At 38.2% G+C, this 14340-nt stretch carries 13 protein-coding genes; 10 read left to right on the top strand and 3 right to left on the bottom strand.

Going from position 1 to position 14340, the window contains the following annotated elements:
- The gene (locus D0T08_RS03265) at nucleotides 1–939 is read left to right on the top strand and encodes an arginase family protein (RefSeq protein WP_116981128.1); all 939 of its coding nucleotides are present in this window, start codon (nucleotides 1–3) and stop codon (nucleotides 937–939) included.
- Between the two features lie 12 nt (nucleotides 940–951).
- Here D0T08_RS03265 and ligA read toward each other — a convergent pair whose 3' ends face one another.
- The gene (ligA, locus tag D0T08_RS03260; protein ID WP_116981127.1) at nucleotides 952–3030 is read right to left on the bottom strand and encodes an NAD-dependent DNA ligase LigA; all 2079 of its coding nucleotides are present in this window, start codon (nucleotides 3028–3030) and stop codon (nucleotides 952–954) included.
- Nucleotides 3031–3250: 220 nt separating this feature from the next.
- On the opposite strand from ligA, the gene D0T08_RS03255 reads away from it, so the two are divergent.
- The 9 genes from D0T08_RS03255 (at nucleotide 3251) to D0T08_RS03215 (ending at nucleotide 13037) form a co-directional block, all read left to right on the top strand.
- Nucleotides 3251–5437, top strand: a complete 2187-nt coding sequence (locus tag D0T08_RS03255) for a YCF48-related protein (RefSeq protein ID WP_116981126.1) — start codon at nucleotides 3251–3253, stop codon at nucleotides 5435–5437.
- Nucleotides 5438–5527: 90 nt separating this feature from the next.
- On the top strand, nucleotides 5528–5968 hold the full coding sequence (locus D0T08_RS03250; protein ID WP_116981124.1) for an NUDIX hydrolase: 441 nt from the start codon (nucleotides 5528–5530) through the stop codon (nucleotides 5966–5968).
- Between the two features lie 75 nt (nucleotides 5969–6043).
- Nucleotides 6044–6922 carry a DUF3822 family protein gene (locus D0T08_RS03245; RefSeq protein ID WP_116981123.1) on the top strand — a complete coding sequence of 293 codons (879 nt, stop codon included), beginning with the start codon at nucleotides 6044–6046 and terminating at the stop codon, nucleotides 6920–6922.
- A gap of 36 nt (nucleotides 6923–6958) precedes the next feature.
- A complete protein-coding gene (coaD, locus tag D0T08_RS03240) occupies nucleotides 6959–7414 on the top strand; it encodes a pantetheine-phosphate adenylyltransferase (RefSeq protein ID WP_116981122.1) in 456 nt (151 codons plus the stop codon).
- Nucleotides 7415–7507: 93 nt separating this feature from the next.
- Nucleotides 7508–7945 (top strand): hypothetical protein, encoded by a 438-nt coding sequence (locus D0T08_RS03235; protein ID WP_116981121.1) that lies wholly within the window; start codon nucleotides 7508–7510, stop codon nucleotides 7943–7945.
- Nucleotides 7946–7987: 42 nt separating this feature from the next.
- Complete coding sequence (locus D0T08_RS03230; protein ID WP_116981120.1) at nucleotides 7988–10447, top strand: bifunctional UDP-N-acetylmuramoyl-tripeptide:D-alanyl-D-alanine ligase/alanine racemase; 2460 nt, start codon at nucleotides 7988–7990, stop codon at nucleotides 10445–10447.
- Nucleotides 10448–10512: 65 nt separating this feature from the next.
- Nucleotides 10513–11490, top strand: coding sequence for an SUMF1/EgtB/PvdO family nonheme iron enzyme (locus D0T08_RS03225; protein WP_116981119.1), 978 nt, complete (start codon nucleotides 10513–10515; stop codon nucleotides 11488–11490).
- A 164-nt stretch (nucleotides 11491–11654) separates the two neighbouring features.
- Nucleotides 11655–12074: a hypothetical protein gene (locus D0T08_RS03220; RefSeq protein WP_116981117.1), complete on the top strand. Its 420-nt coding sequence runs from the start codon at nucleotides 11655–11657 to the stop codon at nucleotides 12072–12074.
- Entirely contained in the window at nucleotides 12075–13037 is a 963-nt protein-coding gene (locus tag D0T08_RS03215) for an MBOAT family protein (RefSeq protein ID WP_116981116.1), read from the top strand.
- A gap of 94 nt (nucleotides 13038–13131) precedes the next feature.
- Here D0T08_RS03215 and D0T08_RS03210 read toward each other — a convergent pair whose 3' ends face one another.
- Nucleotides 13132–13704: a dihydrofolate reductase family protein gene (locus tag D0T08_RS03210; RefSeq protein ID WP_116981115.1), complete on the bottom strand. Its 573-nt coding sequence runs from the start codon at nucleotides 13702–13704 to the stop codon at nucleotides 13132–13134.
- 90 nt (nucleotides 13705–13794) lie between these two features.
- A complete protein-coding gene (locus D0T08_RS03205) occupies nucleotides 13795–14322 on the bottom strand; it encodes a DUF4199 domain-containing protein (RefSeq protein WP_116981114.1) in 528 nt (175 codons plus the stop codon).
- Between the last annotated feature and the right edge of the window lie 18 nt (nucleotides 14323–14340).

The raw sequence follows: 14340 nt of genomic DNA, 5'->3' as shown, positions 1-14340 counted from the left end.
ATGAATGATTCTTCGGCACCAACAAAACATATTCATAACAAAGAAGTAGTTTACGTTTCAGCTCCATCTAACTTAGGGCTGAAACGTATGTCTTATGCCGATAAAGATGGTCCAGGCACGAGAAAAGCACCTGCTGTATTTGAGCAATTCTTATTCAGAGAAAGGCTGAATATTGCCAAATCTTATTCGATTATTCCCCCGGCTTATTCAGGCGAAGTTGAGTCAAAAACAGGTATCAGAAACCTGCTTGAATTGATTGAGTATTCTAAACAATATGCAGGAGTAATTAATGAAATTGTTGTCAAAAATCAATTCCCGATTGTGATTGGCGGAGATTGCAGTATTCTGATAGGCAGTATGTTAGCCCTGAAACAATCAGGAAATTATGGATTGGTACATATTGATGGACATACCGATTATGCCATTGCTAAAGTCAGTTCATCAACTGGTGGGGCAGCAGGAATGGACTTGGCAATTGTAACAGGCGTAGGTGATGATGCCGTTACGAATCTCAATCAGCTAAAGCCTTATGTGGCAGAAACCAATACGGCCCAATTTGCCAATCGTTGCTACGATGAAACTTTCAATGGTAGCTTTTATCATACCGATATTTTTAGTGCTGATTTACCCGTATTGCGTGAGGAAGGAATTGTAGAGACTGCCAATCAGTTTATTGAAAAACTAAAGCAAAACAAGGTGGATGGCGTTTGGCTACACGTAGATGCTGATGTATTAGACAGTGACCTAATGCCAGCAGTCGATTCTCCACAGGAAGATGGCTTATCTTACGATGAACTGATAACTTTGCTCCGAACTTTCATCAAGTCAGGGCTCGTAACTGGTTTTCAGTTAACCATTTACGACCCTGACTTAGACCCAGACCGAACAATCGGGAAAAGATTAATAGATGAACTAGTCGATTTATTTCAACAAGTTTAACTCAAACAGTTTCTATGCTTCCAGCATAGCCACAAACTCGGTTTCTGAAATCATCTTTACATTAAGTTTCTTAGCTTTTTCGAGTTTAGAAGATCCTGGCTTATCTCCTACAATCAAGTAATCTAACTTGCCTGATACCCCACTTACTACTTTGCCACCATTGGCTTCAATTTTTGTTTCCAAAGCCTCACGTTCAAAGTTTTCGAATGTTCCGGTATATAGGAATGTTTTTCCTGCCAGTATATCACCCTCTATTTCTTTTACTTCATTCTGCGCGGTCAGTTGTAAACCTGCCGCTCTTAGACGCTCAATAAACTGACGGTTATCCTCATTCTGGAAGTATTCCAGAATACTTAAGGCAATCTTATCTCCAATCTCTGGTGCAGTTCTCAGCTCTTCATAAGAGGCATTTTTAATAGCATCAATATTCTTGAAAAAGCTCGCTAATTTTTCGGCAACGGTTGCCCCTACGTATCGGATACCTATGGCAAAAAGCACCTGCTTGAATGGCATTTGCTTTGATTTTTCTATTCCATCCAGTATATTCTGTGTTGTTTTTTCTTTGAAACCAACTCTTTTAACCTTTCCTGTTTCTTTATCTTCAATTACTTTCTCTAAGCCAAACAACTGTTCGTAGGTCAGTTTATATAAATCTGAGGCATCCAATACCAGACCCTTTTCATAAAGTAATTCAATTTTCCCTTCTCCCAAACTATCAATATTCATCGCCTTGCGGTGGATAAAATGCTCTATTCTCCCTCTGATTTGTGGCGGACAACCCTTTTCATTCGGACAATAGTGGTTGGCTTCTCCCTCTTTTCTATACAATTCAGCACCACATTCAGGACAATTGGTAGGATATTCTATTTTCTGCGTATCAAACATCCCTCTTCGCGAAAGGTCAACAGCTGTTACTTTCGGAATAATCTCTCCACCTTTTTCTACAAAAACTGTGTCGCCAATTCTTAAATCCAGACGTTCAATTTCATTGGCATTGTGCAATGAGGCGCGTTTTACAGTAGTGCCTGATAAATGAATACCTTTATGATTAAGCTTTTCATTATCCAGTTCAGCTACCGGAGTAATAGCTCCCGTGCGACCAACCTGATAGGTAACACCCCGTAGAATAGCAGGTTTCGATTCTGCCTTGTATTTATATGCAATCGCCCATCTTGGACTTTTGGCCGTATAGCCTAATTCTTCTCTTTGGGCAAAAGAATTGAGCTTAATCACAATCCCATCAGTAGCCAATGGCAAAGAATAGCGTTTTTCTTCCCATTCTTTGATATAGGCCATTACTTCGGCTATATTGGCACATTTTTGCCACGTTTGAGATACATTAAAGCCCAGTTTTTTTAAAGCCACCAAGCTTTCTTCATGTGTTGCAAAAATCTCCTGATCGGCCAGAAACTGATAAACATAAGCATCTAAACCTCTACGCGCTACCTCTTTTGAATCTTGCAATTTAAATGTACCCGAAGCCGCATTCCTTGGATTAGCATAGCTTTCTTCACCCGCTTCTTCGGCATCTTTATTCATTTTTTCAAACGAGGCAAAAGGCAGAAACCCCTCACCACGCACTTCAAAAATCGGTGGGAGTGAGATGCCCTCTCTACTATTTACTTTCAAAGGTAAGCTCCTTAATGTTTTTACGTTGGTGGTAATATCATCTCCTCTTACCCCGTCACCTCTGGTTACCCCTCTCACAAAAATTCCATTATCAAAAGTCATTGATAAAGATATTCCGTCAAATTTCTGTTCACATACGTATTCATAGCTTTCGCCATTGAGCCCTTTTCTTACACGCTCGTCAAAATCAATCAATTCCTGCTCGCTATAGGTGTTGGCCAGCGATAGCATCGGGTAGCGGTGTGCAACACTGGCAAAGTTTTTCGTGATAGTGCCACCTACCCGGTGCGATGGCGAATCGGGTTGTTTCAGGTCAGGAAACTCAGTTTCAAGAGCTTCTAATTCTTTCAGCAGGAAATCAAATTCCTGGTCTGAAATCTCCGAAACACTATCCATATAATAGCGTTCATTATAATAATTCAGCTTTTCGGTTAGTTCTATGATTCTGTCGGCCGGGGTCATTTTGTATGTGGGTATATGTACAATAAGGTTTGATTAACAGGTCAAATTTAGGAGAAATATTCAATGATGTATTAGAATACAATTAATTTTCTGATTAACTAAGTTTAAGCATGAAATAATTGAAAATTCATCTTCACTACTACCGAATTTTCTTTATGTTTGGGGAAATAAATGCTGGGCTATTAAAATTCAGCTGCGACCCAAACATATACCCTCTCTCATGACTAACCTAAACAAAAAAGCAAGTTTATTGCTGCTGCTATCTTTTTGTACTTTTTTTACAAACGGACAATCCTGGATTTGGCAGAGACCCATCCCGCAAGGCAATACCTTAACAGATGTATTCCTTTTAAATCAGAACCACGGTTGGGCTGTTGGTATGTATGGTACTGTAGTGAAAACCACTGATGGCGGACTTACCTGGAGTGTATTAAATAATACAATTTCGATTCATCTGAATGCAGTGCATTTTATAAATGAATCCACAGGTATTATTGTCGGCAGTAATAAGATTTATAGAACCACTAATGGTGGTGTAAATTGGGTTGAAATTTATAGTCCAAGTGGTGAAAGTCTCGTTGATGTCTTCTTTGTTAATTCAACTACAGGATGGATTTCAGGGGGTTATGGAACTTTGCTGAAAACAACTAATGGTGGTGTTTCGTGGTCAAGCGTTCAAACGAATAGCTATAACGGACTTTCAAAAATACATTTTGCGAATGAAAATGAGGGGATTATTATGCTCCATCCTGGCAGAATCATAAAGACCGTAGATGGCGGGAATACATGGGAAACAAAATTGGTTAGAGAAAATACTTCATTTTTCCACTCAGAATTTATCAATGCACATACGGGCTGGGTATCATTTGGAGGGGGTGGAATGGCAAGAACAAATGATGCTGGTAATAACTGGATGTTTTTAGAAGTACACCCAAGCTATCAGGTTACATCCTTTCATTTTTCTGATAGTCAGAATGGGATAGCTTTTCTTGAATACGGTGCGGCTGGTAAAACCACTGATGGCGGCAATACCTGGAGTTTTTTTCGCCCGACCTATTCTATCGGAGATTATTTTGCCTTTAATGGTAATAGAGGTGTTTCGGTTGGTTATGATGGGCGGATTTGTTTGAGTATTGATAATGGAAACAACTGGCAGACTATTGTTGCGCCAACTATTAATTCAGGTTTTTATGATATTGATTTTAAAGACAATAATACTGGTTGGGCAGTTGGCACAAGTATTTACAAAACAACCAATGGTGGTAGTACCTGGACACAGAGTAACAATTCGGGGGTTTATAATTTCAATGATATTTGCCTTACGCCTCAGCATACACTTTTTGCAGCAGGATACGATGGCAAAATAATTAAAAGCACTAATGGAGGTACTTCCTGGAGTGTTTTAACTACCAATACTACTCAGGAATTATTAGGAATATTTTTTATCAATGAAAATACTGGTTGGTGTGTAGGGCATAATGGCACAATTCTGAAAACAATAAATGGGGGGCAAACATGGAACCCACAGAATAGTGGTGATACCAAATATTTATATAAAGTAAAATTTATCAATGAAAACACTGGCTGGATTGTGGGAGGCAGAGATGTTATTTTAAAGACAACCGATGGGGGGAATAACTGGATACCTCAAAATACTAATACAGGAGATTATTATTATAACCTTTTCATAAAAGACGAGTCAACTATTTTTGCGACAGGGCATAATACCTTATTGAGGACAACCGACGGTGGTGTTTCCTGGAATAAGCAAAATCTCAACTTTCCCTACTATAACCTGCGAAATGTATATTTCTGGGATAGTAACAACGGAATGGTTGTAGGAGAAGAGTCTTTTTTTAGGACAACTGATGGCGGGAATACATGGACAAAACAATACTTGAAAATATCGGGTGATTTCTGGGCTATTAAATTTACTGATGCCTCGCATGGGTGGATAGCAAGTTCAAGTGGTTCAATTTTAAAATATTGGAATGGTGAAATTTCAATTAATCAGCAAAGTGTAAGTATTTGCCCCAATACACCTATTACTTTAAGTATTGAAGATTGTCCCGGAACAGTGACATGGTCTAATGGCATGACCGGCAACAACATTAGTTTTATACCAACGCCTGGCGTATATACTGCCCATTGCTCATCTGGTGGAAGTAAAAGCTGTACAGTTTCAGTCGCCGAAACCAACCTTAGTATCAATGAGCCATTAAGGTCAATTTCAAGAGATTTCCAGGCTGCAGATTACATACAATCCCAAAGTCAGATTGGCACTAACATTTCTGATGATAGGACTAGAGTAAAGTTTCAATCCGGAAAAGCTATTATTTTAGATGCTGGTTTCAAAGTAAATAATTATGCGATATTTACAGCCGAAATAAAATCCTGCAGTAATTAGTTATTGATTAACCTATAGTAATTTTCACCTGCCTACATACACGCACATAAACTGCAATCTGTATCTTTGCACAATTTTTCAGCATGCTCTATGATAAATGATGCACAGGAAACAGTAAAAAAACTCTATAGTAATAAGATTCGGATACGGGTATGCGGTATTTGCATAGAAAATGAACAGGTGCTGATGGTTTGTCATAAAGGAGTCATAAATGAGAATGACGTATGGTTACCACCCGGCGGAGGCATGGAAGAGGGGGAAACCCTGACAAAAACGCTTGAAAGAGAATTTTTAGAAGAAACCGGATATCATATAAAAGTGGGAAGTTTTTTATATAAGAATGAGTTTATACACCCACCTATACACGCCATCGAATTGTATTTTAGTGTGCAGATTCTGTCGGGGAAATTGATGAAAGGAACAGACCCGGAAGTAAATCATGATGCCCAGATAATAAAAGATGTGAGATGGATACCTGTAAAAAACAGGGAGTTTTTCACAGAAGATGTATATTTAGCGATAAATCGTTAGGAAATCGTATAAATTTGATTAACATTGTCAGGGAAACGACAATTTGAATAGGAACAACCAAATCCAATAATACACTTGGAGGCCACAGTTACGCATATTTCACCAAGCTTTGAGATAAAAGATGATCGCTTTGATGTGAGTCAGATAGCCGATAGCCATTTGATGATTGAAGTGGGACATGATCGTTTTCGCTTTGCCGTTTATAATACGATTCATAATGCAGTCATGTGGCTGGAAGATTATCACGTATTTTCGTTATTGACACACAATCAATTGCTGAGCACGGTTCAGCGCATCTACCAAAGCCATCAGTTTTTAACAGCCAATTACTGGAAAACCATCCGATTAACGGTTAATGCCAATCATTTTACGCTGATTCCTGAAGAATATTACCAATCTGACGAAGTAGTCAAATATCTCAACTTTGCTGCAGGCAAGAACCTGACAGAGCAGGAACAGATATTTGAGTATAAGCACACACACTACGGGGTTATGAATGTTTTCAGTGTTGAGAAAAATCTGGTTAACTGGATAAAAGAAATGTATCCGGCCAAGAAAATTACCCCTGTGCCTGTCATTAGTACTTTGATTGAGGGAATTGTGAAAGATAAAACCAATAAAGGGTTGCATCTGTATTTTGAAGAAAATTATGTATCACTGATTTATTTTCAGGAAGATAAATTGCATTTCTGCAACCGTTTTCAATACCGTACTGCACCTGATATGGTATATCATGTATTGTTTATCATGAATGAATTAGGGCTGGAAACAGAAATGCCGGTTACATTTTATGGCGAGATAACCTCTTTTTCAGAGGGCTATACTTTGTTAAGTAAGACCCTTAAAAATATTGAATTTGCCCGGAATCCGACAAAAATAAAATTCAGTCAGTATTTTGAGCAAATTCCCGAACACCGATATTATACGCTATTCTGTTCATATTATCTGTATTAGTGCAACAAAACGAATATTTAACTCAGACCCCATTTCATGAAAAAAGTAGCTTTCTTCCCCGGCTCATTCGATCCATTTACCAAGGGTCATGCAGATATTGTCAAACGTGGATTAAAGCTTTTTGATGAAGTGATTATAGGCATTGGTACAAATACGCAGAAAAACCGTTACTTTCCCCTCGACTTAATGACGCTGAAGATTAAAGAAGCTTTTCATGAGGCAGATAATATCAGCATTATTTCTTACGATGGGCTGACCGCCAGCATAGCTCAGCAATACGGCGCTCAGTTTTTGTTGAGAGGTTTAAGAAATACAACAGATTTTGAATATGAGAACACCATATCGCAGGTAAACAGGCATTTAATAAAAGATTTAGAGACTGTTTTCCTGATTACCTCTCCTGAGTTAGCTCCAATCAGCTCCACCATTGTAAGAGAATTACATAAGTTTGGCGCTAAAGTAAACGATTATTTACCCTATGATTTGGAATAAAATGATTACAATAGGCGTTTTTAGTTCTAAGCTGAAAATGCTAATTTTGTCGATTAATTCTCAAATCAGGCGTATTGATGCGTCTCACTCACAATGAAAAAATTACTATTAGTTCTTACATTAATTTCTTTTGTTTTTGCTTGTAAAGACAAAAAAGAAGAACCTGTTAATGCTTCGGCCAAAATCCTTACTGCCAATTTCTGGAAATTAGACCGTTTTACAGATCCTACAGGTAAAACTTTGTCTCAAAATGAAGTAGGCTCACAGGCACAAGCCATTTTTGCTTTTGATTTTGAATTTCGTGCAGATAATGTAACCCGTGGCAGAGACCGCGTTTCTAAACAGATTGTAAATGCCGGAAGTTGGTACCTGAAAAACGATGATAAGGTGCTGGATATTCAGATTACCGGATTTGGCGGAGAATTTAAAATCCTCGAATTATCGAACAATAAGCTCATTTTGCAGGCCGAAAATAACAAATTTATCTCGGCGTCGAGTACAATCAATTTAGAGCTAGTACCCTCTTTATAAGATTGTTTTCCTTAGTCTTAGCCATTTTCTACAACATATACAGTGAATTTCTTTTCTGAACCTATTATTACGAAGGCTACTGTCTTATTGACTGATAGTCGTTTTGTTTCTCAACCTCAGCAAAGCATCTTTTTTGCCATTAAAGGAGAACGCCACGACGGACATAATTTTATTGAAGAACTCTATGAAAAAGGTATCCGTGAGTTTGTTGTTGAGAAAAAAGCAGCCAAGCCGGACCTAAGCGAACATTTTCCGGAAGCAAAATTCTGGTTGGTAGAAAATGGTATCAGAGCCTTGCAGAATTTGGCAGCAGGCCATCGGAAGAAATTCAATATTCCTGTCATTGGTATTACGGGTAGCAATGGAAAAACCATTGTAAAGGAGTGGTTAAGTGCGTTATTAGCAAAAGATTATACCATTATTAAGAGTCCGCGAAGTTATAATTCTCAAATAGGAGTAGGGCTATCGGTATGGCAAATAAATGAGAGCCATACATTAGGTATCTTTGAGGCAGGTATTTCAAAATCAGGTGAAATGGAGAATCTTGAACCCATCATTAGCCCGACCATTGGTATTTTTACCAATATCGGTTCAGCACATGATGAGGGTTTCAGAAGTCGCAAGCAGAAAGTTACTGAAAAGTTGCGTCTGTTTCGCAAAAGCAAAACGCTTATCTATTGCAAAGATTACGAAGAAATAGACGAAGAAATCAAGCTTTTGCTAAAAGCCGTTAATCCAAAAATTGAATTGATTGGCTGGTCGAAAAGTCAGGAGAGTCCGATTAATGTGACGTGTACCAAAGCAACTACCTATAGTACTTTAACTATCAACTGGGATGCCGAAGAATATGAATTCAGAATCCCGTTCACTGATGACGCCTCTATAGAAAACGCCATACATTGCGTTTTTGCCAAACTTTTATTAAACCCCAAAGGACAGGATTTAAGCGTTACTTCAGAAGCTCTGATGGCTTTGAAACCTATCGCCATGCGCCTGGAGTTAAAGCAGGGGATTAATGACTGCTACCTCATTGATGATACTTATAATAATGATTATGCAGGTTTAAATATGGCGCTCAATTTTATGAGTCAGCATCATACCAAAAATCATAAGGTATTAATCATCAGCGATTTATTGCAGTCGGGTTTGAAAGAAACTGAATTATACAGGAGCATTGCCGAATTAATAAAAGGCAAAGAAATAGACCAACTAATTGGTATCGGTGAGGATATTTCAAGAAATGCCAGATATTTTGATGAGAGCGCTGTTTTTTTTCATTCTACTGAAGGTTTTCTGGAAGAATATCCAATCAATCAATTACATGATAGCTTGATATTAGTAAAAGGCGCCAGAAAATTTGCCTTTGAAAAGATCGTAGACAGACTAATCCAGAAAGTGCATGGAACGGTTTTCGAGATAAATCTGGATGCATTGACGCATAATCTGAATTTCTATCGCGGCAAAATAGGCAGTGATACCAAAATTATGGTAATGGTAAAAGCCTATGCTTATGGTAGCGGAAGTGCAGAAGTAGCCAGTTTATTAGAATATCATCGGGTAAATTATCTGGGAGTGGCCTATCCAGACGAGGGTGTAGTTTTACGCCAAAGTGGTATAAAATTGCCGATTATGGTACTCAACTCGCAACCAGAAACTTTCAGCAAATTGGTTGAATATGATTTAGAGCCGGAGATATACAGCTTTCAGATATTTAAGCGTTTTCATGATTTTATCAAATCATTTCCTGATTCCACTTTCAAAATACATATCAAGTTGGATACGGGCATGCACCGATTGGGTTTTGAAGAACAGGATATTGATAAACTGATTGAGTCCTTAAAGCAGAATCCATCCATCAAAATAGCTTCTATATTCAGCCATTTGGTGGGTGCCGATGAAAGCGAGCATAACGATTTCTCAAAATCGCAGGTAGAGCGTTTTGAACGTATGTCTGACAAGATTATACAGGCACTACCGAAAGGTGAAGTACCATTACGACATATCTGTAATTCAGCCGGAATTATCCGTTTTCCCGAAGCGAAATTTGATATGGTGAGATTAGGAATCGGGCTATATGGCGTAGAAGCTACCGGATTAGAGCAGAAATCTTTGCAGACTGTCGGAACATTAAAAACAATTATCTCACAGATAAAACATCTTAAAAAAGGGGAGACCATAGGTTATAGCCGCAAAGGTGTTTTAGAAAAAGATTCCCGTATTGCTACCATTGCCATTGGCTATGCTGACGGTTTCGACAGAGGTTTTAGCAAAGGAGTAGGGACTGTCCTGGTGAATGGTGTCAGATGCCCTGTGATAGGCAATGTGTGCATGGATATGACAATGGTAGATGTTACAGAAACCAAATGCGAAGAGGGAGATGAAGTAATCATTTTTGGTAAAGACTTGCCTATCCATGAATTATCAGCCTCTATCGGCACTATCCCTTATGAAATCCTGACGGGTGTAAGCGAGCGGGTAAAACGCGTATTTTATAAGGAATAAGCTGGAGGGTTTGTAAAACAGTCGAAGTCGTAACTATATTTGTGAAACCAAACATTTCAACCTAAGTGAAAAAAGTATCTTTATTGGCAGCCGCAACTTTCATTTTCTTCACAGCTTTTCGTAGCGAAGATTTAAAACCTTATACCGAACATATTCCCGGCCTTGGTCATGGTTTAGATATGGTACCTATCCCTGCCGGAGAGTTTACCATGGGTAGTGCAGCCGATGAAAAAAACCGTAAAGACGATGAAGGACCACAGCATAAAGTAAAAATTGATGCTTTCTGGATGGCGAAATACGAGACTACGTGGGAAATGTACGAGACCTTTTTCAATAAAGAATTAGAAGTAGCCGACGATAAAAACACTGCCGAAGTAAAAGGCCGTGTAGATGTTGTAGCCCGTCCGACACAGCCTTATGTGGAAATGTCGTTCGGTCAAGGGAAAGAGAGTGGTTTCCCTGTATGTAACGTAACACAATTTGCCGCAAGAGCATTCTGCAAATGGTTATATGCTAAAACCGGCCATTTCTACCGTCTGCCAACCGAAGCAGAATGGGAATATGCCGCTCGCGCAGGTACCAATACAGCTTTTTATTTTGGCAATGATGCTTCGCAATTGAAAGATTATGCCTGGTTTTATGATAATTCAGATGGTGCTTATAAGAAAGTAGGCCAGAAGAAACCTAATGCCTGGGGATTATACGATATGTATGGGAATGTAGCCGAATGGACTTCTGATTTATATGTAGCTGATTTTTATAGCAAACCGGAAGCGGGTAATAACCCTTATGTAAAACCGGAAAAACATTATCCGCATGTGATTCGTGGTGGACACTGGGACGAAGATGCTGATAAATTACGTAGTGCTTCTCGCCGTACTTCTACACCAGAATTAAAGCAACGTGACCCACAGATTCCCAAATCTGACTGGTGGTTAACAGATGCCCCATTCTTAGGATTCAGAGTAGTAAGACCAGTAAAAGAACCATCAAAAGCAGAAATTGACGCTTATTTTGCCCGCCCTCCGAAAGATATTCCTTGATAGGGTAGAAGGTATTTAAAATACAAACCTGGTAAAGACAAGGCAATGCGGAGACGCCCAGTCCTTGTCTTTTTTTGTATAAATGAATCTCATAGGAATTTTATTTTAGTTTCTATATCAACGTATATACTTTGTGCTTACCTTTGGTTTTTCTGTGAACTACTATGAGTATAGAACCTATCTTTATTCTAAAAACTGCCGGATTTTTACAAATTATTCTCTGCGTTGGTAGTCTGGCTATCCCTTACTTACTTGATTGGAAAGGTGAACTAATAAAAGTTGCCAACCTGATTAAACAGATTTTCTGGACATACGCTGGATACATCCTGTCATTCAACTTATTCTTTGGTCTGATTTCATTCTGGGGAGCAGAAGAATTACTAACTAAAACCTTTCTGGCTAAGTCAATTACCATTTTCATTTTTATGTACTGGTTGGTCAGAGTCCTGATACAGTTTTTATACTTTGATACCAAGTCGGCACCGAAAGGACTCATTTATACACTTGGTGAAATTGGTTTAGTGGCTTTATTTGTATTCCTGACGGGTGTTTATGGTTGGGTTTGTTATCTAAACTTCCATTAAATGTCTCTTACTTATATTATATATCTGCTCATTTTTACTATTCCATTATGGAGCTATCTGATTTTATTGAATAACAGGCTTAATGCAACGCTTTGCGGATGGATTATGACTATAGGTTTCATTGCTTTGATATATCTAATAGTCGAAGCGAACCCATTATACTTGATGCTGCTATACATCGTAAGCACTTTCTGGTCTTTGAAACTTGTAGTAGTCAATAACCATTTAGGCAGGACAGATCGGTTGACGTTTATACAATGGCTTGTATTCTGTTATGGTTGGTTTGGTATGAATCCAAGTCCTTTTAAATACTTTCCAGGTAAAGTTTTCGCGGATTATCCGTCTCACATCAAAAAAGGTATTTCAAGAATTATTATCGGGCTATTATTGATTAATCTGGCTCACTGGTATTATAGCTATTCTACTCAGACAATAACCACCTATTACATAATAAATACTTCCTATCTGGTAGGCTTAAGCCTGATTTTACATTTTGGAATATTAAATATTAATACCGGATTATTAAGAATGAAAGGCGTAAATGTGAGTGTTTTGTTTAATAATCCTATTAAATCAAAAACCTTACAGGAATTCTGGAGCAGACGATGGAATCTGGCATTTGTAGAGTTAACCACCCTTGCTGTTTTAAGACCATTAAAGAAGCGTTATAGGCAGAACGTAGCTTTCTGGGCTTCGTATATTTTCTCGGGTTTATTACATGAACTGGCCATTAGTTTGCCCGTCCGCAGTGGTTATGGATTACCCTTTCTGTATTTTATTATTCAGGCAGCCTTGATTCTGGGTGTAGAGAAATACGTTATTAAACCTGATACAGGGAGTTTTAAAAGATTGTTATGGCTGTTACTCTGTCTTTTTGCGCCAATGCCTATTTTATTTCATCAGCCTTTTATTAAAGGTGTTGTTTTACCCTTGGTTGATTTGTTAACTGTGATTAAGGTGTAAGACAATTTTTCAAATCGTCAAATTCGATAGAATTTTATCTTTGTCTAGCCCTGAATTAGGTTTACAAATACCAATTTCAGGGCTAGAAAATTCATTATTCTCTATCCACTACATAATTCAATTCAATCACCCCAGAATCAAATTGCCTGGTACTCAATAGCTTTAGATTTGTTTTGTCTTTGCTGTCTGCAAACAATGGAATGCCTTGCCCGAGAATAGTTGGGTTAAGAAATAACCAATAGCCATCAATTAAGTTCTGTTCAATCAAGGCATGGGTTGCTGTTGGGCTACCAAAAAGTAAGATGTCCTCACCATCCTGCTGTTTTATTTCATTGATACGGTCTGCAATATTGTTGCTGATAATGGTGGTATTCGTCAGATCTGCTTCATTCAACGTTTTTGACAAAACAATTTTGTGGGCATTCTTATACCATTTTGAATGTTCAACGTCATGCTTGCTTGCATCCGGTGCATCTCCTGCGGTTGGCCAGTAACTTTCCATCATCTGATAAGTTGTTCGTCCATATAAGGCAGTGTCACCTCCGCTTATACGTTTACCAACATAGTCAAAAAGTTCTTCATCAACTTTAGCCCAGTTGAGTTCTCCGTTTGGCCCTGCTACAAAACCGTCAAGCGATATGTGCATAAATGAAATAATTTTTCTCATATAGTTCTATTTTACTGTTGTCTATGGTTGTTGCTGTAATTTAAAAATGTCAGTTTATTCACTAATTCACAATTCGCCATTCACTATTACTTACGCTAATGCCATATTCTTCCGTTTCAATATCAAAGCACTGATTAACGTCACAATCAGACCCACTGGCAAAATTTCCATATAAGTCAATAAAATTACTCCAACAGGTGTTTCGTAAAGTTTAGCAGAATCTTGCATCATTTTAATTTGCTTCTGAATTTCTTCTGCATTTTCTCCACCTTTTTTTGCTTCCTCTATCATGTGACTAGTATATTTCTCCATAAAATCTGGTACAAATACGTAGTAGTCAACCAGCCATACAAGCACGTAGACACTTGAAGCAATCAGGGTGATGAAGAGACCTACCTTAAAGGCTTTTCCGAAAGAGATACTTCCGTTATTATACTTATCCCGATAAGTTTTAATACCGACAAAAACCATTGAAAATGCCAGTAGCATAGAGGCATATCCTATCCAGATATTGCCATCAAAATTACCGGAAGAATAGCAGTAACTAATAGAACAGACCATAAACGTGGATATGATAAGCCCGGCTATCAATCCAAAAATGAGAACAATTCTTTGCATAGGAGTTTATTTGTTTAG

The organism is Emticicia sp. C21, from assembly GCF_003418935.1.
Lineage (GTDB): Bacteria > Bacteroidota > Bacteroidia > Cytophagales > Spirosomataceae > Emticicia.
The sequence above is the reverse complement of the archived record's forward strand: the minus strand, read 5'-3'. Positions and strand labels throughout refer to the sequence as shown.